Source organism: Kitasatospora sp. NPDC001095, from assembly GCF_053598615.1.
Window position 1 is genome coordinate 1 of sequence record NZ_JBSFKQ010000032.1, and the last position, 23,822, is coordinate 23,822.

At 73.1% G+C, this 23,822-nt stretch carries 15 protein-coding genes and 1 pseudogene; 8 read left to right on the plus strand and 8 right to left on the minus strand.

What is annotated here, in order from left to right; all coding sequences use genetic code 11:
* From ACWDBB_RS23925 to ACWDBB_RS23940, 4 genes and pseudogenes are all read right to left on the minus strand, one after another.
* Nucleotides 1-322, minus strand: a pseudogene (locus tag ACWDBB_RS23925) (serine/threonine protein kinase); the annotation flags it as partial.
* Between the two features lie 281 nt (nucleotides 323-603).
* Complete coding sequence (locus ACWDBB_RS23930; RefSeq protein WP_449791550.1) at nucleotides 604-4,335, minus strand: multifunctional oxoglutarate decarboxylase/oxoglutarate dehydrogenase thiamine pyrophosphate-binding subunit/dihydrolipoyllysine-residue succinyltransferase subunit; 3,732 nt, start codon at nucleotides 4,333-4,335, stop codon at nucleotides 604-606.
* A gap of 233 nt (nucleotides 4,336-4,568) precedes the next feature.
* Nucleotides 4,569-5,756 (minus strand): sensor histidine kinase, encoded by a 1,188-nt coding sequence (locus ACWDBB_RS23935; protein WP_449791551.1) that lies wholly within the window; start codon nucleotides 5,754-5,756, stop codon nucleotides 4,569-4,571.
* Between the two features lie 91 nt (nucleotides 5,757-5,847).
* Nucleotides 5,848-6,585, minus strand: coding sequence for a response regulator transcription factor (locus ACWDBB_RS23940; RefSeq protein WP_392874216.1), 738 nt, complete (start codon nucleotides 6,583-6,585; stop codon nucleotides 5,848-5,850).
* A gap of 561 nt (nucleotides 6,586-7,146) precedes the next feature.
* Between ACWDBB_RS23940 and ACWDBB_RS23945 the strand changes: the two genes are divergently transcribed.
* From ACWDBB_RS23945 to ACWDBB_RS23960, 4 genes are all read left to right on the plus strand, one after another.
* Complete coding sequence (locus ACWDBB_RS23945) at nucleotides 7,147-7,914, plus strand: rhomboid-like protein (protein WP_449791552.1); 768 nt, start codon at nucleotides 7,147-7,149, stop codon at nucleotides 7,912-7,914.
* Nucleotides 7,915-8,120: 206 nt separating this feature from the next.
* Nucleotides 8,121-10,583 carry an endopeptidase La gene (gene lon, locus ACWDBB_RS23950; RefSeq protein WP_449791553.1) on the plus strand — a complete coding sequence of 821 codons (2,463 nt, stop codon included), beginning with the start codon at nucleotides 8,121-8,123 and terminating at the stop codon, nucleotides 10,581-10,583.
* A 107-nt stretch (nucleotides 10,584-10,690) separates the two neighbouring features.
* The gene (locus tag ACWDBB_RS23955) at nucleotides 10,691-11,260 is read left to right on the plus strand and encodes a GtrA family protein (protein ID WP_449791554.1); all 570 of its coding nucleotides are present in this window, start codon (nucleotides 10,691-10,693) and stop codon (nucleotides 11,258-11,260) included.
* Nucleotides 11,261-11,326: 66 nt separating this feature from the next.
* A complete protein-coding gene (locus tag ACWDBB_RS23960; RefSeq protein ID WP_449791603.1) occupies nucleotides 11,327-12,517 on the plus strand; it encodes an ROK family transcriptional regulator in 1,191 nt (396 codons plus the stop codon).
* Nucleotides 12,518-12,620: 103 nt separating this feature from the next.
* Here the strand turns inward: ACWDBB_RS23960 and ACWDBB_RS23965 are convergent, their stop codons facing one another.
* Nucleotides 12,621-13,697 carry an ABC transporter permease gene (locus tag ACWDBB_RS23965; protein ID WP_449791555.1) on the minus strand — a complete coding sequence of 359 codons (1,077 nt, stop codon included), beginning with the start codon at nucleotides 13,695-13,697 and terminating at the stop codon, nucleotides 12,621-12,623.
* A 126-nt stretch (nucleotides 13,698-13,823) separates the two neighbouring features.
* Here ACWDBB_RS23965 and ACWDBB_RS23970 point away from each other — a divergent pair, with 126 nt between their 5' ends.
* Together ACWDBB_RS23970 and ACWDBB_RS23975 are read left to right on the plus strand one after the other, a co-directional pair.
* On the plus strand, nucleotides 13,824-14,273 hold the full coding sequence (locus ACWDBB_RS23970) for a MarR family winged helix-turn-helix transcriptional regulator (RefSeq protein ID WP_449791556.1): 450 nt from the start codon (nucleotides 13,824-13,826) through the stop codon (nucleotides 14,271-14,273).
* A gap of 155 nt (nucleotides 14,274-14,428) precedes the next feature.
* On the plus strand, nucleotides 14,429-15,985 hold the full coding sequence (locus ACWDBB_RS23975) for an MDR family MFS transporter (RefSeq protein WP_449791557.1): 1,557 nt from the start codon (nucleotides 14,429-14,431) through the stop codon (nucleotides 15,983-15,985).
* Between the two features lie 95 nt (nucleotides 15,986-16,080).
* On the opposite strand, the gene ACWDBB_RS23980 is transcribed toward ACWDBB_RS23975, so the two are convergent.
* Nucleotides 16,081-16,335 (minus strand): hypothetical protein, encoded by a 255-nt coding sequence (locus ACWDBB_RS23980; RefSeq protein WP_449791558.1) that lies wholly within the window; start codon nucleotides 16,333-16,335, stop codon nucleotides 16,081-16,083.
* Between the two features lie 17 nt (nucleotides 16,336-16,352).
* Nucleotides 16,353-17,531, minus strand: coding sequence for an anion permease (locus ACWDBB_RS23985; protein WP_449791559.1), 1,179 nt, complete (start codon nucleotides 17,529-17,531; stop codon nucleotides 16,353-16,355).
* 337 nt (nucleotides 17,532-17,868) lie between these two features.
* On the opposite strand from ACWDBB_RS23985, the gene ACWDBB_RS23990 reads away from it, so the two are divergent.
* Nucleotides 17,869-19,407, plus strand: a complete 1,539-nt coding sequence (locus tag ACWDBB_RS23990) for an NlpC/P60 family protein (protein ID WP_449791560.1) — start codon at nucleotides 17,869-17,871, stop codon at nucleotides 19,405-19,407.
* A gap of 82 nt (nucleotides 19,408-19,489) precedes the next feature.
* Here the strand turns inward: ACWDBB_RS23990 and ACWDBB_RS23995 are convergent, their stop codons facing one another.
* Entirely contained in the window at nucleotides 19,490-21,769 is a 2,280-nt protein-coding gene (locus tag ACWDBB_RS23995; RefSeq protein WP_449791561.1) for an FdhF/YdeP family oxidoreductase, read from the minus strand.
* Between the two features lie 180 nt (nucleotides 21,770-21,949).
* Between ACWDBB_RS23995 and ACWDBB_RS24000 the strand changes: the two genes are divergently transcribed.
* Nucleotides 21,950-23,821 (plus strand): protein kinase domain-containing protein, encoded by a 1,872-nt coding sequence (locus ACWDBB_RS24000; protein ID WP_449791562.1) that lies wholly within the window; start codon nucleotides 21,950-21,952, stop codon nucleotides 23,819-23,821.
* Nucleotide 23,822 lies beyond the last annotated feature (1 nt).

Genomic DNA, 23,822 nt, shown 5'->3' on the forward strand with positions numbered 1-23,822 from the left:
CGGTGACCAGCCAGGGGGCGTCGCCGTCCAGGCCGCCGGAGTCGATCACCTGCGCGGTGTAGAGCCCGTGGATGCGCTGGGCGTTGCTGACCTCCTGGGCGAAGCGGCGGCGGAACTCGCCGTCCTCGGCGAACTCCGGGCGCACCACCTTGAGCGCCACCGGGCGCCCGCCCGGGGTGTACGACAGGTAGACCCGGCCCATGCCGCCGGCGCCCAGCCGGGCGAACAGCCGGTAGCCGCCGACCTCCCGCGGGTCGTCCGGGAGGAGCGGCTGGAAGACCGGTGGGAGCTTTCCGGCGTCCCGAGGCGTGTCGGCGGTCATGTGGTGGTCCCCCTGGGAGAGCGGTGAGGCGGTACGGCCGTGGCGGTCGGGCGCGTGGACGGGCACCGGGGCCGCCGGACGGCGAGGCATAACCTACCGACCCGTCAGGAGCTCGCGCACCGCGGTTCCGCTTTGGTTGCAGAGCTGGGACCAAAAGGTCAGCGCACACGGACCCCTGACGGGCGGACGGGAGCGCCCGACCGGCGCGCGGGAACGCCCGCGGCCCCGCCCTCCGGTGGGAGGACGGGGCCGCGGGCGTGGAGAGTGCGGGCTTCAGCGCGTCAGAGCGCGAAGACCTCCTCGACCAGGGCCTGCTGCTCGGCGGCGTGCCGCTTGGCCGAGCCGACCGCCGGGGACGAGGCCGCGGTGCGGGCGACGCGGCGCAGACGGGCGTCGCCGCCGCTGCGGCCGATGACGACCTGCAGGTGGTCGACCAGGTTCATCGCGATGAACGGCCAGGCACCCTGGTTGGCCGGCTCCTCCTGCGCCCAGACGAACTGGACGTCGTCGCCGTAGCGGGCCAGCTCCTCCTGGAGCTCGGCCACCGGCAGCGGGTAGAGCCGCTCGACCCGGACGATCGCGGTGTCGGTGACGCCGCGCTCGGTGCGGGCCGCCTCCAGGTCGTAGTAGAACTTGCCGGCGGTGATGACCACCTTGCGGACCTGCGCCGGGTCGACGGTGTTGTCGCCGATGACCGGGCGGAACGAGCCGGACAGGAACTCCTCGGTCGCACTCGCCGCGGCCTTCAGGCGCAGCATCGACTTCGGGGTGAAGACGACCAGCGGCTTGTGGTGCGGGTTGTGCGCCTGCCAGCGCAGCAGGTGGAAGTAGTTCGACGGCAGGGTCGGCATGGCGACCGTCATGTTGTTCTGCGCGCACAGCTGGAGGAAGCGCTCCGGGCGGGCGGACGAGTGGTCCGGGCCCTGGCCCTCGTAGCCGTGCGGCAGCAGCAGGGTGACGCCGGAGTGCTGGCCCCACTTCTGCTCGGCGGAGGCGATGTACTCGTCCACCACGGTCTGCGCGCCGTTGACGAAGTCGCCGAACTGCGCCTCCCACATGACCAGCGCGTTCGGGCGGGTCAGCGAGTAGCCGTACTCGAAGCCCATGGCCGCGTACTCCGACAGCAGGCTGTCGTAGACGGTGTAGCGGGCCTGGTCCTCGGTGAGGTACTGCAGCGGGGTGTAGTCCTCGCCGGTCTTGCGGTCGATCAGGACGGCGTGCCGCTGGCCGAAGGTGCCGCGGCGGCTGTCCTGGCCGGCCAGGCGGACCGGGTGGCCCTCCATCAGCAGCGAGCCGATGGCGAGGGTCTCGCCCATCGCCCAGTCGATGGTGTTGTCCTCGACCGAGGCGGCGCGGCGCTGCAGCTGCGGCATCAGGCGCGGGTGGACGGTCAGCCAGTCCGGCAGGTTGACCTGCGAGGCGGCGATCCGCTTGACCATCTCCTGGGAGATGCCGGTCTGGATGGAGACCGGGAAGTCGGCGACCGGCTTGCCGGCGGTAGCGGCGGCCGGCGCCTGGGCCGCGTCGCGGACCTCGGCGAAGACCTTCTCCAGCTGGCCCTGGAAGTCCTGGAGCGCCTGCTCCGCCTCTTCCATGGTGATGTCGCCGCGACCGATCAGGCCCTCGGTGTACAGCTTGCGCACCGAGCGCTTCTTGTCGATCAGGTCGTACATCAGCGGCTGGGTGAACGACGGGTTGTCGGCCTCGTTGTGACCGCGGCGGCGGTAGCAGATGAGGTCGATCACGACGTCCTTGTGGAACGCCTGGCGGAACTCGAAGGCGAGCCGCGCGACGCGGACCACGGCCTCCGGGTCGTCGCCGTTCACGTGGAAGATCGGGGCCTCGATCATGCGCGCCACGTCGGTGGAGTACATCGAGGAGCGGCTGCTGGCGGGGGCGGCGGTGAAGCCGACCTGGTTGTTGACCACCATGTGCACGGTGCCGCCGGTGCGGTAGCCGCGCAGCTGCGACATGTTCAGGGTCTCCGCGACGACGCCCTGGCCGGCGAAGGCCGCGTCACCGTGGATCTGGATCGGCAGCACCGGGAAGGTGGTGCCGCCCTGGTCCAGGATGTCCTGCTTGGCGCGGGCGATGCCCTCGAGGACCGGGTCCACGGCCTCCAGGTGGGAGGGGTTCGCGGCGAGCGAGACCTTGATGGTCTCGCCGTCCAGGCCGGTGAAGGTGCCCTCGGAGCCGAGGTGGTACTTGACGTCGCCGGAGCCGTGCATCGACTTCGGGTCGAGGTTGCCCTCGAACTCGCCGAAGATCTTGCCGTACGGCTTGCCGACGATGTTGGCCAGCACGTTCAGGCGGCCGCGGTGGGCCATGCCGATGACGACCTCGTCGAGGCGGTGCTCGGCGGCGGCGTCGATCGTGGCGTCCAGCAGCGGGATGAGCGACTCGCCGCCCTCCAGCGAGAAGCGCTTCTGCCCGACGTACTTGGTCTGCAGGAAGGTCTCGAAGGCCTCGGCCGAGTTCAGGCGGCGGAGGATCCGCAGCTGCTCCTCGCGCTCCGGCTTGGTGTACGGCTTCTCCAGGCGCTCCTGCAGCCACTGGCGCTGCTTCGGGTCCTGGATGTGCATGTACTCGACGCCGACGGTGCGGCAGTACGTGTTGCGCAGCAGGCCGAGGATGTCGCGGAGCTTCATCATCTTCTGGCCGCCGAAGCCGCCGACCGCGAACTCGCGCTCCAAGTCCCACAGGGTGAGGCCGTGGGTGGTGACGTCCAGGTCGGGGTGCTTGCGCTGCTTGTACTCCAGCGGGTCGGTGTCGGCCATCAGGTGGCCGCGGACCCGGTAGGAGTGGATCAGCTCCATGACGCGGGCGGTCTTGTTGACCTCGTCGTCATGGGTGGTGGCGACGTCGGTGGCCCAGCGGACCGGCTCGTACGGGATCCGCAGCGACTCGAAGATCTCGTCGTAGAAGCCGTTCTCGCCGAGCAGCAGGCGGTGGATCTCGCGCAGGAACTCGCCCGACGCCGCGCCCTGGATGACGCGGTGGTCGTAGGTCGAGGTCAGCGTCATGATCTTGGAGACGCCCAGGCGGGCCAGGGTCTCCGGGGCGGAGCCCTGGAACTCGGCCGGGTACTCCATGGCGCCGACGCCGACGATGGTGCCCTGGTTCTGCATCAGGCGCGGCACGGAGTGCACGGTGCCGATGCCGCCGGGGTTGGTCAGCGAGACCGTGACGCCGGTGAAGTCGTCCATGGTCAGCTTGTTGGCGCGGGCCCGGCGGACGATGTCCTCGTAGGCCTGCCAGAAGCCGAAGAAGTCGAGCGTCTCGGCCTTCTTGATGGCCGCGACGACCAGCTGGCGGTCGCCGTTCGGCTTGACCAGGTCGATGGCCAGGCCGAGGTTGACGTGCTCCGGCTTGACCAGGAAGGCCTTGCCGTCCTCCACCTTGTAGCTGTGGTTCATGCCCGGGGCGGCCTTGATGGCCTGGACCAGGGCGTAACCGATCAGGTGGGTGAAGGAGACCTTGCCGCCGCGGGCGCGCTGCAGGTGGTTGTTGATGACGATGCGGTTGTCGATCAACAGCTTCGCCGGGACGGCGCGGACCGAGGTCGCGGTCGGCACCTCCAGCGAGGCGTCCATGTTGGTGGCGACGGCCTTCGCCGGGCCGCGCAGCTGGATCAGCTCGGGGCCGGTGGCGGCGGCGGGCGCGGCCGGCGCCGGGGCGGCGGCCTTGGGGGCCGGGGGCGCGGCGGGCGCGGCGGCGAGCGGAGCCGGGGCGGCCGGAGCAGCCGGGGCGGCGGGCGCGGCCGGAGCAGCAGCAGCGGCGGGCGCGGGGGCAGCGGCAGGGGTCGGCGCGGAGCCGGCCTGGGTCGCGGCCTGGGTCACTGGGGTCACCTCGGTACCGGGCTTGTAGTCGGCGAAAAAGTCCCACCAGGCTCGGTCGACCGAGTTCGGGTCCTGGAGGTACTGCTGGTAGATCTCGTCGACGAGCCACTCATTGGGGCCGAAGCCAGTGGAACTTGCCGAGCTGTTGGGGGTTTCAGGGGACTGTGGCGACACGGCGGCAACCGCCCTCTTCCGCTTCCTTTTGGGATGTTTGGACAGCGGGGATTAAGGCTACGCCCCTGACCAGTGATCGCGCAGTCCCCGAGGCCCAGGCGTCGCCCAGATCACAGTGTTGACCTGCACTTTGGCTGAAAAAGTGCGTTAGGAAGCCGCATCTGAGGGGAAGCGGTCGGCGCCGAACAGGGCCCATACCCGGACCAAACCGGACAAAAACTCGGTCGAATCCTTTAACGATCTTCGCATGCGTCTGTGTCGGATCTGTGACAAATGTCCCGACCGTCACCCTGGCGCTGCCCGGGCAGCCGGACCTCGATCCGGCAGCCGCGCGGGGACTCGGCCACCGCGATCCGCCCGCCGTGCAGGTCCACCGCCCAGCGGGCGATGGCCAGGCCCAGCCCGGTGCCGCCGTCCGCGCCCGGCCCGGCGGCGGTGGCGGTGCCGCTGCGGCCGAACCGCTCGAAGACCCGGGTGCGGTCGGCCGGCGGGATGCCGGGGCCCTCGTCCTCGACCTCCAGCAGCAGGCCGCCCGGCCCGCCCTCCGGTCTCGCCCGCACCGTCACGGTGCCGCCGGGCGGGGAGTGCTTGCAGGCGTTGTCGACCAGGTTGGCGACCACCTGGTGCAGCCGTTCGGGGTCCGCCACGCCGGTCAGGCCGGTCGGGCTGACCTCCAGGGCCAGCCGGACGTCCCCGCGCCGGGAGAAGGCGCCGCCGGCCGTCGCGCCGTCCACGGTGACCCCGCGCAGCACGCCGTCCAGGAACTCGCGCACCTCGAAGGGGCGGGCGTCCAGGTCGACCACGCCGTCGTCGATCTTCGAGAGGTCGAGCAGGTGGGTGACCAGCCGGCCGAGCCGCTCGGTCTGCTCCAGCGCCGCCTCCAGGGTGGCCGGATTGGGCTGGACGACGCCGTCCACCACGTTCTCCAGGACGGCGCGCAGCGCGGCGATCGGCGTGCGCAGCTCGTGCGAGACGTTGGCGACCAGCTCGCGGCGGTGCCGGTCGGCGGCCTGGAGGTCGGCGGCCATGGCGTTGAAGGCGGCCGCCAGCTCGCCGATCTCGTCGCGTGAGCTCGCCTCGACCCGGCGGCTGTAGTCGCCGGAGGCCATCGCGCGGGCGGCGGCCGTCATCTCGCGCAGGGGGGCGGTCAGCCCGTGCGCGAGGAACTGCATGAAGAGCAGCGAGGCGATCATGGAGAAGACCACGATGATCCGGATCTGGGTCTCGGACCGGATCGCCACGACCACCATCCCGGTGGCCAGGAACACGGAGACGATCACGAGCAGGGCGAGTTTGCCCTTGATCGAGCGGACCGGGTCGAGCGGCCGGATGTCGGCCCAGACCCGGCGGGCGGCGCGGGCGGCCAGGTTCTGCTGCCGCGTGCCGTCGGATTCCCCGTTGCGTTGCTGTGGAAAGGTCATTGTCCCCTGTGGTCCCGCGTTGTCCCCGCGTGGTGGCACGGCGTCGTCCGGACACGGGCCCCCCGGTGGCCCGTCGCCCGTGAGGCGAACGCTAGGAGAGCGGGGCCTCCAGCGCGTAGCCGACGCCGTGGACGGTGCGGATCCAGCTGGCGCCGATCTTCCGGCGCAGCGCCTTGACGTGGCTGTCGACGGTGCGGGTGCCGGAGGCGTCGGTCCAGTCCCAGACCTCGGCCAGCAGCTGCTCGCGGGTGAGCACGGCGCGCGGCTGGGCGGCCAGGCAGGCGAGCAGGTCGAACTCGGTCGGCGTCAGGTGGACGTCGCCCGAGGCCAGCCGGACCCGGCGCTGCACGTGGTCGATCTCCAGCTCGCCGAACCGCAGGCTGCCCAGGGCGGGCGTGCGGGCGGCCTGCTGGGCGCGCTCCACGCGGCGCAGCAGGACGTTGACGCGGGCGGCCAGTTCGCGCATCGAGAACGGCTTGGTCATGTAGTCGTCCGCGCCCACGCCGAGGCCGACCAGCAGGTCCGTCTCGTCGTCGCGGGCGGTCAGCATCAGGACGGGCACCGGGCGCTGGGCCTGGATCCGGCGGCACACCTCCAGCCCGTCGAAGCCGGGCAGCATGATGTCGAGGACGACCAGGTCCGGCTGCCAGGTGTGGAAGCCGTCGACCGCGCCGGGGCCGTCGTGGGCCACGGCGACCTTGAAGCCCTCGGCGCCCAGCCGGGCGGCGATCGACTCGGCGATCGTGGGCTCGTCCTCCACCACCAGTACTCTGCGCTGGCTGCTCACAGTGCCACCGGTGTGCTGGTTGTCCTGCTGGATTTCTGTCACGGTCACGCCACCGCCCCCAGGGCTGCGGGCCGGCCACCCGTGGGGATGGCGGGGCTCCGCTCGTAGTCTTGTTCCGTCGTGGACTGTGCCGGGTCCGCCGTCCCGCCGCGCGATCGGGAGACGGGGACGGATGGTCGGCCGCCCACTTCTCCCGCGCACTTCGCAGCGTACGGACAGCGGATGCTTCCCGGCAGGTGGACCGGACGTTTCCGGCCCGTGGGCCGGCTCTCGGGCCGCCCTCGGACCCACTGCACGAGTGGGCACGGGCCGATACCTTACCCGGCGAATTTTCTCTGCGTAACGGTACGTATGCAGTCCAGTTGACGCCGAGGCGCCGGTCAGAGGCCCTGCGCCTCCATCGAGGGGGAGAAGGTCTGGACCAATATCGGGAATCCGGCGGTCCGCCGCGGCGACGGTCTTCACGGGCTTTTCCCAGGTGTCTCCCAGAACCTCGACGTACCGTGGCCACGACAAGGCCCGACCGGGCGGAATCCGCGGCGCGCGCCGGTACGTTGGGCACCTGACGAGGAGTCGGTGGCTGCGGCGTGGAGCGGAGGCGGCATGGCGGGACTCGGGCGGGGCGCCGAGGGGTTCGGGGCCGCGCGGGCGCCGTACGGAATGCTCCGCCTGGGGCTGCGCGCCGGCGTCGTGGAATGGCTGATGGAACGGGTGCCGACACCCCGGAGAACGCCCTTCACCATCGGATACCTCGCCGTCGTGGGAGCCACCACGACCTTCGCCGGGCTCGCCGATCCTGAACTCGTCCAGCGTCTGCAGGAAGCCTCCAGTTCGGACGGGCACAACCTGCTCCAGCACCCTTTGCGCGCTCTTGTGCTGAGCGGATTCTGGGTGGCCGGCGAGGTGTGGATGCCGTACCTGTGGGGATTCGCCCTCACCCTCGCGCCGCTGGAGCGCAGGGTCGGTCCGGCCCGGGCGGCGGCGGTGTTCGCGGCCGGGCACGTCGCCGCGACGCTGCTCTCCCAGGGCGTGGTGATCACCGCGGTGGAGACCGGGCGGATGGCGCCCGAGGCGATGGACCACCTGGACATCGGGGTCAGCTACGGCGTGCTCGCCTGCCTGGGCGCGGTGGCAGGGCTGCTCTCCTGGCGCGGGCGGCTGCTGGCGCTGGGCGGTGCCGGGCTGATGATCGCCGAGCAGATCGCCTCCGACCGGGACGTGGTCACCGGGGTGGGGCACCCGGCCGCGGTGCTGACCGGGGTCGCGCTGTGGCGCTGGCTGCGCCGGGTCGAGCGGCGCCCGTCCAGGCCGCGTCCGGTCGCCGCGACGGCCTCCGGCGGTGCGCCGGCCCGGGTGCGGGCAGTGCGTTGACGCCGTCGCCCGGTCGGGGTTCACCCGGGGTCGGGCGCTCGGCTGTCAGGGCTTCCCCAGGAGCCCTCGGCCTCCTTTTGACGCGGTCACGGGAAGGGCCTTCCGCACCGAATCCCGTTCGCTCGCGGCGAACAGGCCGTCGGGAACATCCGGCGACCGCCAGGCCTTAGTCAGGTCGACTCAAGTTCGCTGACTGGGGAGAGATCATGGCATCGACGTCCACACCGCTCACCCTGCCCGTGCTGCCGCTCGACGACGAGGTCGTCCTGCCGGGCATGGTGGTCCCGCTGGACCTGAAGGACACCGAGGTGCGCGCCGCGGTCGAGGCCGCCCGGGCCGCCGCCACCGGCAAGCCGCAGGTCCTGCTGGTCCCGCGGGTGGACGGCTCGTACGCGGCGGTCGGCACGCTGGCCACCGTGGAGCAGGTCGGCCGGCTGGCCGACGGCCCCAACACGTTGTTGCAGTCGGCCGCGCTGGTGCGCGCCGTGCGCCGGCTCCGGATCGGGGTCGGCACCACGGGCCCCGGCGCCGCCCTCTGGGTGGAGACCACGCCGTTCCGGGAGTCCTCGGTGGGCACCCCGGTGGCCGGCCGGACCGCCGAGCTGGTCAGGGAGTACAAGGCGCTGTCCACCCAGTGGCTGCGCAAGCGCGGCGCCTGGCAGATCGTCGACCGGGTCGACCGGATCGAGGGCGTCGGCGAGCTCGCCGACAACATCGGCTACGCGCCCTTCGCCACCGCCGAGCAGAAGCTCAAGGTGCTGCTGGAGGCCGACCAGGTCGCCCGTCTGGAGTACGCGCTCACCCTGCTGCGCGACCACCTCGCCGAGGAGGAGGTCAACGACACCATCCGCAAGGACGTCGAGGAGGGCGTGGCCAAGCAGCAGAAGGAGTTCCTGCTCCGCCGCCAGCTGGAGGCCGTCCGCAAGGAACTGGCCGAGCTGAACGGCGAGGCCGCCGACGAGGAGGGCGACTACCGCGCCCGGGTCGAGGCCGCCGACCTCCCCGAGAAGGTCCGCGAGGCCGCGCTCAAGGAGGTCGACAAGCTGGAGCGCGCCTCCGACCAGTCACCCGAGGGCTCCTGGATCCGCACCTGGCTGGACACCGTCCTGGAGCTGCCCTGGAACGAGCGCACCGAGGACGCGTACGACATCGCCGGCGCCCGCGCGGTGCTGGACGCCGACCACGCCGGCCTGGCCGACGTGAAGGACCGGATCGTCGAGTACCTGGCCGTCCGCAAGCGCCGGGCCGACCAGGGGCTCGGGCCGGTCGGCGGCATCAAGGACGTTCGGGGCGAAGCCGTTCCCAAGAAGGGCGGCGGTGGGCGGCGGGCGGGAGGAGGCGCGGTGCTGGCCCTGGTCGGCCCGCCCGGCGTCGGCAAGACCTCGCTCGGCGAGTCGGTGGCCCGCGCCATGGGCCGCTCCTTCGTCCGGGTCGCGCTCGGCGGCGTCCGGGACGAGGCGGAGATCCGTGGCCACCGGCGCACCTACGTCGGCGCGCAGGCCGGCCGACTGGTGCGGGCGATCAAGGAGGCCGGCTCGATGAACCCGGTCGTCCTGCTGGACGAGATCGACAAGGTCGGCTCCGACCACCGGGGAGACCCGGCGGCCGCCCTGCTGGAGGTGCTGGACCCGGCACAGAACCACACCTTCAGGGACCACTACCTGGAGGTCGAGCTCGACCTCTCCGACGTCGTCTTCCTCGCCACCGCCAACGTGCTGGAGGCCATCCCCGAGCCGCTGCTCGACCGGATGGAGCTGGTCCGGCTGGACGGCTACACCGAGGACGAGAAGATCGTCATCGCCCGGGACCACCTGCTCCCGCGCCAGCTGGAGCGGGCCGGTCTGAACGGCGAGCAGGTCACCGTGGACGAGTCGGCGCTGCGCGGGCTCGCCGGGGAGTACACCAGGGAGGCAGGCGTCCGGAACCTGGAGCGCTCGATCGCCCGGGTGCTGCGCAAGATCGCCGCGCAGGCCGAGCTGGGCGAGCGCGAGCTGCCCGCCTCCGTCGGCGCGCAGGACCTGCGCGCCCTGATCGGCCGGCCGCACCACGTGCCGGAGTCCGCCCAGGAGCCGGCCGAGCGCCGCACCGCCGTCCCCGGCGTGGCCACCGGCCTCGCGGTGACGGGCGCCGGCGGCGACGTCCTCTACATCGAGGCCTCGCTGGCCGACGCCGAGACCGGCGGCACCGGGCTGACCCTCACCGGGCAGCTGGGCGACGTGATGAAGGAGTCCGCGCACATCGCGCTTTCCTACCTGCGCTCGCGAGGCGCCGAGCTGGAGCTGCCGGTCACCTCGCTGCGCGACCGCGGCGTGCACCTGCACATCCCGGCCGGGGCCATTCCCAAGGACGGGCCGAGCGCCGGCATCACCATGACCACGGCGCTGGCCTCGCTGCTCTCCGGCCGCAAGGTGCGCACCGACGTGGCGATGACCGGCGAGGTGTCGCTGACCGGGCGGGTGCTGCCGATCGGCGGGCTGAAGCAGAAGCTGCTGGCCGCCGACCGGGCCGGGATCACCACGGTGATCATCCCCAGGCGCAACGAGGCCGACCTGGACGACGTCCCGGCCGAGGTGCTGGAGCGGCTCGCCGTCCACCCGGTGGCGGACGTGCGGGAGGTGCTGGAGCTGGCGCTGGAGCCGGCCGGGGCCGCGGTGCTGGTGGCCGCCTGACCGGGAGCCCGGGCCGCCGCGGTGGCGGCCCGGGCATCCGGCGCGGGCCCGGGCGGACGGCGGCGATCTGACGGGCCGACGGCATCCCCGCGTGCGAGACTGCGGAGATGCCGTCACCCACGCAGCGCGCCCTGGCCCGGGTGCCCGACCGGCTGCGCCCCTTCGTGGTGCGGCACCGCCGGCTGGTGAAGTTCCTGCTGGTCGGGAGCGGCTGCTTCCTGCTCACCACGGTGATCAACCTGGAGCTCAAGCTCACCGTGCTGCAGCACAAGCCGGTGGTCGCGCTGACCGTCGCGACCGTGATCGGCACCGTCGTCTCGTACGTGCTGAACCGCCGCTGGGCCTTCCGGGCCGCCGGCAGCCGGCGCGAGGCGCTGATGTTCGTCCTGGTCAGCGCGGTGGCGATCGTCGTCAACGACGTACCGCTGGCGATCTCCCGGTACCTCCTGGACCTGCGCGAGCCGTACGTCGACCCGGTCGGGCAGGAGGCCGCGGACTTCCTCAGCGGAATCGTCGTCGGCACCTTCGTGGCGATGGTGTTCCGCTACTGGGCGATGCGGCGGTGGGTCTTCGCCCCGTCCGCCCGGACGACCCCGGGCCGGCCCGTCCCGGCACCGACGACGGCGCCCCCGGAACCCGGTTACGCTGCACCCGAGATGCCACGGGACGTGCCGTAGAGGGGCGAGGTGAGCCTTGTGCAGGAGCCGGACCCCGTTCGGACCGGGCCCGCCAGCCAGCAGGGGATGCGCCGGGCCAACCTGGCCCTGGTGCTCGGCACGATCGCGAGCGGACCGCGCTCGCGCGCCGAGGTGGCCGCCGGGACGGGGCTGACCAGGGCCGCCGTCTCCTCCCTCGCCGAACAGCTGATCGCCGCCGGCCTGGTGGTCGAGGAGGGCCCCGCCGCGCCCAGCGGCAAGGTCGGCCGCCCCGGCACCGCGCTCGGCCTCAACCCGGCCGGGCCCGGCGGCCTCGGGGCCGAGATCGGGGTGCGGCACCTGGGCGCCTGCGTGGTCGACCTGCGCGGGGAGGTCCGCGCCTGGCGGCGCCGGGAGGTCTCCAACCACGGCCGCGAGCCCGCCGCCGTGATGGCCGAGCTCGCCCACCTGCTGCACGAGGCCGTCGCCGCGTCGGGGCTGCGCCCGGCCGGACTCACCCTGGCCGTGCCCGGGCTGGTCGGCGGCTCCGGCGGGGTGCTCCGGCGGGCCGCCAACCTCGGCTGGCGGGACGTCCCGCTGGCCGCCGCGCTGCGCCCGGCGCTGCGGGGGGCCGGGCCGGGCCCGGTCGGTGACGGCCTGGCCGAGCTGCCGATCGAGGCGGACAACGAGGCCAACCTCGGCGGACTGGCCGAGCGCTGGCTGGGCGAGGGCCCGGAGGACTTCCTGTACGTCTCCGCCGAGGCCGGGGTCGGTGCGGCGATCGTGGTCGGCGGCCGGCTGCTGCGCGGGGCCGGCGGCTACGCCGGCGAGTTCGGCCACGTTCCGGTCCACCCGGACGGACCCCCCTGTGCCTGCGGGGCGCGCGGCTGCCTGGAGCAGTACGCGGGCGAGGCGGCGGTGCTGCGGGCCGCCGGCCTGACCGGAGCCCGGGGCGACTGGGTGACGCTGCTCGCCGACCGCGCCGGGGCCGGGGACACGGCCGCCCTCGCGGCGCTGGCCGGGGCCGGTGCGGCGCTCGGCACCGCGGCCGCCGGCGCGGTCAACCTGCTGGATCCGGCCGAGGTGGTGCTGGGCGGCGGCTACGCCCGGCTGGCGCCCTGGCTGCTGCCCGCGATGCGGGCCGAACTGACCGCCCGGGTGGCGGTGCGGCCCTGGTCCGGGGACCGGCTGACGGTCTCCCGGCTGGGCCGGCGGGGCCCGCTGCTGGGCGCGGCGGCGCGGGTCGTCCGGGCCGTCCTGGCCGACCCGGGAACGCTCGGGGCGGGCACGGGGGCCTGAACCGCAAGGGCCGGGAACGCGGGGCCCGGAAGACGGGGGCGGAACGCGTGCGAGCCCCCGGCTGTGGCGGCCGGGGGCTCGGTGACGATCAGTGGCGGGCGGCTCAGGCCTTGGCCGCGGCCTCGGTCCCGCTCTCGGTCCCGGTCTCCTCGGAGACCAGCTCGCGGCCGCCGGAGCGCGGGCCGCGCAGCACGGCCAGCAGGGCGACGCCGATGCCGATCAGCGCCCAGACCACCATGACCAGGATCGGCATCCCCAGGTTGGTGGAGTCGAAGTAGGCGATCGACTTGGTGGCGGTGGTGCCCGCGCCGTTCGGGAGCCAGGAGCCGATCGCCCGCCAGAACGGCGGCGTCATCGGAGCCGGGTAGACCCCGCCCGCGCTGGGGTTGCCGAGCACCACGAAGATCAGCACCGCGACGCCGATGCCGAGGATGTCGAACAGGCACTGCAGGGCCATGGTGAACGCGCCGACCGTGAACACCACCAGGGCGCCGATGGCGCTGAGGGCGAGGACCGAGCCGGGCAGGGCGTCCAGCACCGGCCCGGCGATCATCGTGCCGAGGGCGCCGGCCCCGATCGAGTACACCGCGAGGACGCCGAGTCGGATCAGCAGGCGGTGGACGTTGGCCGGCTTGGAGCCCGCGCTGATGCCGAGGATCGAGGCGACCAGGTAGCCGCCGACGCACCAGCCGATCACCAGGTAGAAGGAGGAGAGGCCGTTGTTGTCGCCCTTGGCGAGCGGCACCACGTCCTGGACCTTGACCGTACGGCCCTGGCTCTGGTCGATCGCGGTGGTGATGCTCTCGGCGGCCTTGGCGGCGGCGGTGCCGCGGGCGTTGGCCACCAGCAGGGTGTCCTGGGTGGAGGTCGGGTCCACGACCAGCGCGGCGTAGAGCTTCTGGTCCTTGATCTGCTGGATCGCCGTCTCGGCGTCCGGCGCGGTGACGGCCCGGACGGCGTCGTTCGGCACCGACTCCAGGGCGCCGACCAGCTTCGGGGTGACCTGCGGCGGGGCGACCACCGCGATGGAGAGGTTCTGCGGGGTCGGCTTGTGCAGCGCCCCGATGTAGGAGGTGATGAAGCCGAGCTGGAGCAGCAGCACGCCGATCACGAGCAGTGCCGCGCGCGGGGTGACCGCACTCTTCAGTTCGGCGACGAAACCCTGCCCCGGGGCTGCCATCCACATCTCCTTGCGTAACGGGGGAAAACGGTCCTTCCAGAACCGATACTTCATACCATGAAGTAGTTGGCTTGTCGCACCGGCCGCGCCGGACCGTGGCCGGTGCCACTGCGCGATACTGGCGCGGTGAGCGACGAGGAAGCCCTGGTGGCGGTGGAGCGCGAGGTCGCGCTGATGTTCCGGCGGGGCCGGGCCAGAGTGGCGGAACTCTCACGGCGGGTGCACCCCGGACTGGAGGGGATGGCGTACAGCCTGCTCGGCTACATCGAGCAGGCCGGGCCGGTGCGGGTGACCGACGTCGGCGTGCACTTCTCGATCGGCAAGGCGACGGTGAGCCGGCAGATCCGGACGCTGGAGGAGCTGGGCCTGGTGGCCCGGGAGACGGACCCGCTGGACCGCCGGTCCGCGCTGGTCTCGCTCACCGGGGACGGGCGGCGGCGCTACCTGGCCGCGCACGACGCCCGGATGCGGCGGGTGCGCGAGGTGATGGGCGGCTGGTCGCCGGAGGACGTGAGCCGCTTCGCGGGGCTGCTGCACCGCTTCAACGACGTGCTGGAGGAGCCGACGGCCGAGTGACCGGGCGGTCGTCGGCGGCGTGAGCGGGGTCCGCGCCCGCGGGCTTTACTTCCCCTTGAAGAAAGTTGCCTAACTCAACCATCTCGTCTTATGGTTGCTTACGGCAACGAAATTTCATGATCCGCGTATCCCGCGCGCCTCGCCGAAGGATCCAGATGACCGTGACCACCGAGGCCGCGAGCGGAACCGCCGCCGCGGCCGACAGTCAACAGATGACGCACCGGCAGGTGATGGAGGCCCTCTCCGGCCTGCTGCTCGGCCTCTTCGTGGCCGTGCTCTCCTCGACCGTCGTCTCCAACGCCCTGCCGCACATCCTGGCCGACCTGCACGGCGGCCAGTCCGCCTACACCTGGGTGATCACCGCGGCCCTGCTCAGCCTCACCGCCTCCACTCCGATCTGGGGCAAGCTCTCCGACCTCGTCAGCAAGAAGCTGCTGCTGCAGATCGCGCTGCTGATCTACGTCGGCACCTCGGCGCTGGCCGGCCTCTCGCAGAACACCGGCGAACTGATCGCCTGCCGCGCGCTCCAGGGCATCGGCGCCGGCGGTGTCGTGGCGCTCGGCCAGATCTGCCTGGCCGCGATGGTCCCGGCGCGCGAGCGCGGCCGCTACAGCGGCTACTTCGGCGCGGTCTTCGCGCTCGCCACCATCGGCGGGCCGCTGATCGGCGGCGTCATCGTGGACACCTCCTGGCTGGGCTGGCGCTGGTGCTTCTACGTCGGCATCCCGTTCGCGCTGGTCGCGATCCTGGTGGTGCAGCGCACCCTCAAGCTGCCGGTGGTCAAGCGCCAGGCGAAGATCGACTACCTGGGCGCGCTGGTCATCACCGCCTCGGTCAGCCTGCTGATGATCTGGATCACCCTGGCCGGCAAGAACTACGCCTGGCTGTCCTGGCAGACCGCGGCCATGGTCGGCGGCGGCGTCCTGCTGGGCGCCCTGGCCATCGTGATCGAGCGCCGCGCCGCCGAGCCGATCATCCCGCCGAGCCTCTTCAGGTACCGGACCGTCACCCTGGCCGCGGTCGCCAGCGTGCTGGTCGGCGTCGGGATGTACGGCGCGACCACCTTCCTCAGCCAGTACTTCCAGCTGGCCCGCGCCAAGTCCCCGACCATGGCAGGCCTGATGACCCTGCCGATGATCCTCGGCCTGGCGGTCTCCTCGGCGGTGGCCGGCCGACTGATCACCAAGTACGGCAAGTGGAAGGCCTACCTGGTCTCCGGCACCGCGCTGCTCGCCCTCGGCTTCGGCCTGCTCGGCACCGCCCGGGCCGACACCGACTACGTGCTGCTCTCCGTCTACATGGCGATCACCGGCGTCGGCCTCGGCCTGACCAGCCAGAACCTTGTGCTCGCGGTGCAGAACACGGTGCCCCGGCACGAGCTCGGCGCGGCCAGCTCCGTGGTCACCTTCTTCCGCACCATGGGCGGCGCGATGGGCGTCTCCGCGCTCGGCGCGCTGATGTCCGACAAGGTCGGCCACTACCTGGCCGAGAACCTGGCCGCGGCGCACGTCCCGGCGTCGCCCGCGGCCTCCGGCGGCGGCATCCCGGACCTGGCCAAGCTGCCGGCCCCGATCGTGCCGCTGGTGACGGACGCGTTCGGCCACGGCGTCGGCACCGTCTTCCTGTGGGCCGCCCCGTTCGCGGCGCTGGCCTTCGTCACCGTGCTGTTCATCCGGGAGACCGCGCTGAAGACCACCACCCAGGAGGGCTGACCGGCCGGCGGGACCGACCGGCCGTCGGGATACGCGAACGGGCCGGGGAGTGTGGAGACACTCCCCGGCCCGTTCTGCCGCGTCCGGCTGTGCGGTCAGTGGCCGGCGATCAGCGACAGCCCGTAGAGGACGGCCCCGCCGCAGAGCGCGAAGCAGACGTACGCGCCGGTCAGGGCGAGCTTGCCGCCGCCCGCTGCCCCCGCGGCGCCCTCGCACTCACGGGCGGCGCTCACCGCGGCCTCGCGGCGGGACAGCGCCAGGATGCCGAGCGCGAAGACGGTGACCACGGCGACGGTGATGCCGAAGCTGACCCCGGCGGTCTGGGCCAGGGCGTTCCACTTGATGTGCATGTGAGTGCTCCCTGCGCTCAGGCCGCGACGGTGGTCGAGGCGGGGGTGGGGACGTTCGCGGTACCGGCCGGTGCGACCTCGACCGGGGTGACGTCGACGTCGTTGACGTTGTCCGCGCCGACCGGCTGGCGGCGGGAGATCAGCCACATCGCGCCGGCGCCGGCCACCAGCACGGCGCCGACCAGGGCGACGCCCCAGCTGCCCTGCTCGGCCAGCAGGGCCGCGCCACCGGAGACCAGCGCGGCGGCCGGCAGGGTCAGGCCCCAGGTGTAGACCATGCGGCGGACCAGGCTCCAGCGCAGCTCGCCCTTCGGGCCGCCGAGGCCGGCGCCCATGATGCCGCCGGAGCAGACCTGGGTGGTGGAGAGGCCGAAGCCCATGTGCGAGGAGGTCAGGATGACGGTCGCGGCGGCCGACTCGGAGGCGAAGCCCTGCGGCGGGCGGATGTCCGCCAGGCCCTTGCCCATCGAGCGGATGATGCGCCAGCCGCCCATGTAGGTGCCGAGCGCGATCGCGGCGCCCGCGGAGACGATCACCCAGGTGGGGGGCAGCGCGCCGTGCGGCAGGGCGCCGACCGAGACCAGGGTCAGGGTGATGATGCCCATCGTCTTCTGGGCGTCGTTGGTGCCGTGCGCGAGCGAGATCAGGGAGGAGGAGAAGACCTGGCCGGTCTTGAAGCCCTTCTCGGTGGCCGCGGTGTTGCCCTTGCGGGTGATCAGGTACGCCATCTTGGTGGCGCCCCAGGAGGCCAGGCCGGCGACGAACGGCGAGGCGACGGCCGGGATGAGGATCTTGGTGATCACGGTGTCGAAGTTGACGCCGTTCATGCCGACCCCGACGATCGTGGCGCCGATCAGGCCGCCGTACAGGGCGTGCGAGGAGCTGGACGGCAGGCCGCGCAGCCAGGTCAGCAGGTTCCAGAGGATCGCGCCGGCCAGTGCGGCGAAGATGATCTCGGGGTGGACTCCGGCCTTCTCGTTGACGATGCCGCCGGAGATGGTGGTGGCGACCTTCACGGACAGGAACGCGCCCGCGAAGTTGAGCAGGGCCGCGATGGTGACCGCGACCTTCGGACGAAGGGCCCCGGTCGCGATCGCGGTGGCGGCCGCGTTGGCGGTGTCGTGGAACCCGTTGGTGAAGTCGAAGGCGAGCGCCGTGATGATCACAACGGCCACCAGGAACGAGATGTGTTCCATACCCAAACAATCGTCTTAGTTGTCGCACGGACGTTGATGACCTCGCGACCGTAGGTCTGCTTGGTAAACGGAAGGTGAACTGGACCGGGAATCAGGGTTCCGATGGTTGACTCGCGGTGACCATTGGCTTTCTTCGGAGTGACTTCGGTCGCGCTGAGCTGGACTTTAGCGAAGAACGCACCGGTTCGACCCGGTTTGCTGAGAGCTGTCTCACAGATCAATCGAGAATTAACCTCCCGGTCCGCCCGCGCCCTGTTTCCGACGAGTAACCCGTGGGAGGATCTGCGGGATCCGGATACCCGGGACAGGGGCAGTGCGCGGCGGGGAGGGCCAGGCCATGGGCGGGGCGGGACAGAGAGCGGAAACGGCAGGCGTACGGCCCTGGGTGCGGGCGGCGCTGCGCTGCGGAGCCGTCCTCGCGGCCGCGGCGCTCGCACTGCCGGTGGGCGCCCAGGCCGCCTGGGCCGCACCCGACCCGGGCACCGGCCAGGTGGCCGCCGACGCGGACCCGCTCGCCGCCGCCAAGGCCACCCTCGGCCCGCTGCTCGACCAGCTGCACGCGCTCTACCAGGGCGCCGAGGCCGCCACCGAGCAGTACAACGGCGCCGTCGCCAAGGTGGCGGAGCAGCAGACCTCGCTCACCGACCTCCAGGGCCGGCTGGAGCGCCAGCAGAAGCAGGTCGACGCCGGCACCGACATCGCCTCGCAGCTCGCCGCCGCGCAGTACCGCAACGGGGCCGCCTCGGCCTACGCCGAGCTGCTGCTCTCCAAGGACCCGTACGAGGCGGTCGTCATCGCCGAGCTGCTGGCCTCGGCCAGCCGCTCCCAGTCGGAGTTCCTGGACAAGCTGAAGAGCGACCGGGACGAGCTGGACGGGCTGAAGAAGCAGAACGAGGAGGCGCTGAAGACCTCCCAGGCGCTGGTCGCCCAGCAGGACGCGGCCAAGGCCAAGGCGGCCGCCGACCTCGCCTCGGTCGAGCAGCTGGTCTCCTCGCTGACCGGCGCCCAGCGGGCCGAGCTGGAGCAGCTGGAGAAGGCCAAGGCGGACGAGGCGCAGCTCGCGTTCCTCGCCTCCGGGGCGCTCGGCAAGGGGGAGCGCACGCCCTCGCTGCAGGGGCGCGGGGCCGTGGCCTTCGCGCTGGCGCAGCTGGGCAAGCCGTACCTGTGGGGCGGCACCGGCCCGGGCGCCTACGACTGCTCCGGCCTCACCTCGCAGGCCTGGCTGCACGCCGGCAAGCCGATCCCGCGCACCAGCCAGGAGCAGTGGGCGCAGCTGCCGCACGTGGCGCTCAACCAGCTGCGGCCCGGCGACCTGGTGATCTACTTCCAGGACGCCTCGCACGTCGGGATGTACATCGGCGGCGGGCTGATCGTGCAGGCGCCGCGGCCCGGGGCGTTCATCAAGATCTCGCCGATCGGCTCGATGCCGATCCTCGGGGCCGTCCGGCCCGACCCGTCCGGCACGGCGGACGACGCCGGCGGCGCGTGGAAGGTGCCGGACCTCCCGGCGGGCTGGGACTCCGTCACGCCGATCGCGCCGAGCCCGGCCAACCAGGTGCCGGCCCCGCCGGCCCCGGGCGGAGCGGTGACGCCGCCGGTCGTGCCGGGCACGCCGACCGGCCCGGCCACTCCGGGCGGGGCGGGTACGCCGACCGGCCCGGCCACGCCGACCGCGCCCTCGACCGGCACGCCGACCGAGCCGGGCACCCCGACGCCGACCCCGACCGGGACGCCTGGCACCCCGAGCGGGACCGGCACGCCCACCCCGACCGGGACGGGCACCCCGACGGAGGGCCCGAGCGGCACCGGCTCGGCGACCGCCTCGGCCCCGGGCAGCGCGACCGCCACGCTGCCGCTGGGCACCCCGACGCACTGACGGCCGCCAGGCCGGTACGAAGGCCGCCCCGCGTCACCGGACGCGGGGCGGCCTTCGCGTTCGTCCGGAGCCGGCGGACGCCTCAGGCGCCGCTGTCGGGGGCGAAGCGGATCACGACGGCCTTGGAGGTGGGGGTGTTGCTGACGTCGGCGGTGGAGTCGAGCGGCACCAGGACGTTGGTCTCGGGGTAGTAGGCCGCCGCGCCGCCGCGGGCGACGGGGTAGTGGACGACCCGGAAGTGCGGGGCGCGGCGCTCCACGCCGTCGCTCCACTCGCCGACCAGGTCGACGTACAGGCCGTCGGCGAGCCCGAGTTCGGCGGCGTCCGCGGGGTTGACCAGGACCACCCGGCGGCCGCCCTTGATGCCGCGGTAGCGGTCGTCGAGGCCGTAGATCGTGGTGTTGTACTGGTCGTGCGAGCGCAGGGTCTGGAGCAGCAGCCGGCCCGGCGGGACCTCGGGGGCGGTCAGCGGGTTGACGGAGAAGTTGGCCTTCCCGGTCGCGGTCGGGAAGGTGCGGGAGTCGCGGGGGCCGTGCGGCAGGGTGAAGCCGCCGGGGCGGCGGACCTTCTCGTTGTAGTCCTCGAAGCCGGGGACGACGCGGGCGATCCGCTCCCGCAGGGTGTCGTAGTCCTCGGCGAAGTCCTCCCACGGCACGGTGTCCTGCGGCCCGAGCACGCCGCGGGCGAGCCGGCAGACGATCGCGGTCTCGGAGAGCAGGCCGGGTGCGGGCGGGCGCAGGCCGCCGCGCGACGCGTGCACCTGGCCCATCGAGTCCTCGACGCTGACGAACTGGGCGCCGCGCGAGGTGACGTCCTTGTCGGTGCGGCCCAGGGTGGGCAGGATCAGGGCGCGGGCGCCGGTGACCACGTGCGAGCGGTTGAGCTTGGTGGAGACGTGGACGGTCAGCCGGCAGCGGCGCATCGCGGTCTCGGTGACCTCGGTGTCCGGGGTGGCCGCGACGAAGTTGCCGCCCATCGCGAAGAAGACCTTGACCTTGCCGTCGCGCATCGCGCGGATGGTGTCCACCGAGTCGAGGCCGTGCTCGCGCGGCGGCTCGAAGCCGAACTCCCCGCCCAGCGCGTCCAGGAAGGCGGTGGTGGGGCGCTCGAAGATGCCCATCGTCCGGTCGCCCTGGACGTTGCTGTGCCCGCGCACCGGGCAGACCCCGGCGCCGGGGCGGCCGACGTTGCCGCGCAGCAGCAGGAAGTTGACCACCTCGCGGATGGTCGGCACGGCGTGCTTGTGCTGGGTGAGGCCCATCGCCCAGCAGACGATGATCTTCTCTGACTTCAGGACCAGCCGGCCGAGCTCCTCGATCTGCTCCCAGGGCAGGCCGGTCGCGGCGAGCACCTCGGCGCGGTCGGTCGTCCGGGCCTGGGCCTCGAACTCCTCGAAGCCGTGGCAGTGTTCGGCGACGAACCCGCGGTCGACGCCGTCCTGTTCCAGGACGATCCGGTTCAGCGCGCGGAACAGCGCGAGGTCGCCGCCGAGGCGGATCTGCAGGAAGAGGTCGGTCAGTTTGGTGCCGTGGCCGACCAGGCCGCGCGCCTGCTGCGGGTTCTTGAACCGCTCCAGGCCCGCCTCCGGCAGCGGGTTGACGCTGACGATGGTGGCGCCGGCCCGCTTGGCGCGCTCCAGCGCGGAGAGCATCCGGGGGTGGTTGGTGCCCGGGTTCTGGCCCGCCACGATGATCAGGTCGGCCTGGTAGAGGTCCTTCAGGCTGACGCTGCCCTTGCCGACGCCGAGCGTCTCGGTGAGCGCCGAGCCGGAGGACTCGTGGCACATGTTGGAGCAGTCCGGCAGGTTGTTGGTGCCGAGCCGGCGGGCGAACAGCTGGTACGCGAACGCGGCCTCGTTGCTGGTCCGGCCGGAGGTGTAGAAGGCGGCGCCGTCCGGGGTGTCCAGGGCCTTCAGTTCCTCGGCCACCAGCGCGAAGGCCTCGTCCCAGGAGACCGGCCGGTAGTGGGTGGCGCCCTCGTCCAGCAGCATCGGCTGGGTGAGCCGGCCCTGCTGGCCGAGCCAGTAGCCGGAGCGCTCGGCCAGGTCGGCGACCGGGTGGGCGGCGAAGAACTCGGCGCGGACGCGGCGCTCGGTGGCCTCCTCGGCGACGGCCTTGGCGCCGTTCTCGCAGAACTCGGCGGTGTGGGTCCTGTCGGGCTCCGGCCAGGCGCAGCCGGGGCAGTCGAAGCCGTTCGGCTGGTTGACCTTGAGCAGGGTGGCCAGGGTGCGGCGGGCGCCCATCTGCTCGGCGGCCATCCGCAGGCTGTGGCCGACGGCGGGCAGCCCGGCGGCCGCGTGCTGGGGCGCGGACACCTCGGGGGCGTCCTGGGCCGGGTCGCTCTGCGGGGCCTGCTTGGCCATGGCCGCTCTCCTCGGGCTGCTGGTCCGGGCCGCCGCACCGTCGCGGGGCTCACCCGTGCATCCTTCCACCTGCTGCTCGAGAGGGGGAGGGCCGACTGCACGGCGGGGGAGGGCCGTCCCCGTCGCGGGGGGCGCGCCGTCGGTAGAGTCTGGGCGTCATGGCGGGAGGGGAGAGGGCGCGTGCGAGTCGGGGACGTCCTGGACGGCCGGTACGAGCTGGTGGAGAAGCTCGGGCAGGGCGGGTTCGGGGTGGTGTGGCGGGCGCGGGACACCCGGATGGGGCGGCCGGTGGCGGTCAAGGTCATCGGGCACCACGGCGGTGACCGGGCGAAGGCCGCGCTGCGGTTCGTCCGGGAGGCCGGCGCGGCCGGCAACCTCTCGCATCCGCACATCGTCACGGTGCACGACCTCGGGCAGTGCGAGCTCGGCGGCGAGGAGGTCACCTATCTGGTGATGGAGCTGCTCGCCGGCCGCACCCTCACCGAGGTGCTGCGGGCGGGGGTGCCCGGGCCGGCGCTCAGCCTGCGCTGGGGGCGGCAGATCAGCGGCGCTCTGGCGGCGGCGCACGACGCGGGCATGGTGCACCGGGACATCAAGCCGGACAACGTGATGATCACCGACGCCGGGCACCTGAAGGTGCTGGACTTCGGCATCGCCCAGCTGGACACCGGCGCGGGCGGGCTGACCACCACCGGGACGATCGTCGGCAGCCCGGCGTACATGGCACCCGAGCGCTGGACCGGCGGCCGGGTGGACGGGCGGGCCGACCTCTACGCGCTGGGCTGCGTCCTGGTCGAACTCTTCACCGGGGCGCGGCCGTTCGGCGGGGACTCGACGCCGGTGCTGATGTACCAGCACCTCAACGAGGTGCCGCCGCCGCTGGACCCGGCGCAGTTCGGGCTGCCGCCGCAGGTGGCCGGGCTGGTCGCGGAGCTGCTGGCGAAGGACCCGGCGGACCGGCCGGCCGACGCCCGTACGGTCGAGCGGCGGCTCGCCGAGCTGGCCGGGTGGCAGGGCGGCCACGCGGCGGCGCCGGCGCCACCGCCCGTGCCGACGGTGGTGGAGCGCCCGGCGCCGCCCGTGCCGCCACCGCCGAGCGCCCCGCCGGTCGTGCCCGCGGTGCCGCCCGCCGTGCCCGCGGTGCCGCCCGCCGTGCCCGTGCCGGTCGTGCCGCCGGTCGTCCCGTCGGTGCCGCCCCCGGTCTCCTCGGTGCTGCCGCCGCTGACCACGCCGCCGGTGACGGCCGCGCCGCCGGCCGAGTCGGTACGGGCCGCGCTGAGCGAGCGCCGCTCGGCCGCGTACCGGGCGGCGACCGCCGGCGAGTCGGCGATGCTGCTGCAGGCCGTCGCCCAGGACTGCGTGACCGCGCTCGGCCCGAGCGACCGGGACACCCTGTGCACCTGGCGGGACTTCGCCTGGTACCTCAGCCGCACCGGTGACCTGGACGGCGCGATCCGGCTGCTGACCGCTCTCGTGGCCGACATGCGCGCGGCCCTCGGCCCGATCGACCCGGACACCCTCGGCGCCCGCTACCACCTGGTCTGGTGCGTCGGCGAGAGCGGTGCGCCCGTCACCACGGTCCGGCTGATGAACGAGCTGCTGCCCGACCTGCACGCCGCCTGGGGCCCGTACGACTCGCGGGTCCTGAAGGCCCGGCACGACCTCGCGCTGCACCACGCCAACCGGGGTGACCTCCAGGGCGCGGTGATCCAGCTGCACGGGCTGCTGCCGGACCTCGCCCGGGTGCTGGGCGAGCACCACCCGAGCACCGTGCAGGCCTGGCAGGACCTGGCCGGCTACCAGCAGCAGCTGGCCCAGGCCGGCCGCAAGGGGCCGGGGCCGCGCCGCCGGACCCCGCGGATGAGCCCGATGGAGGCGCTGGTGCTGGTGCGGCGGCTGCGGGTGTGGGACTTCGCCACCGACGCGGAGGCCCGGGCCTGCATGGACGCCCTGGACCGGGGGATCGGCCTGAAGGGTGTCGCGGACGTGGTGTTCGAGGCCCCCGACCACGTCTCGGACGAGGACCTGGTGGAGGAGATCTTCGGCGCCTGAG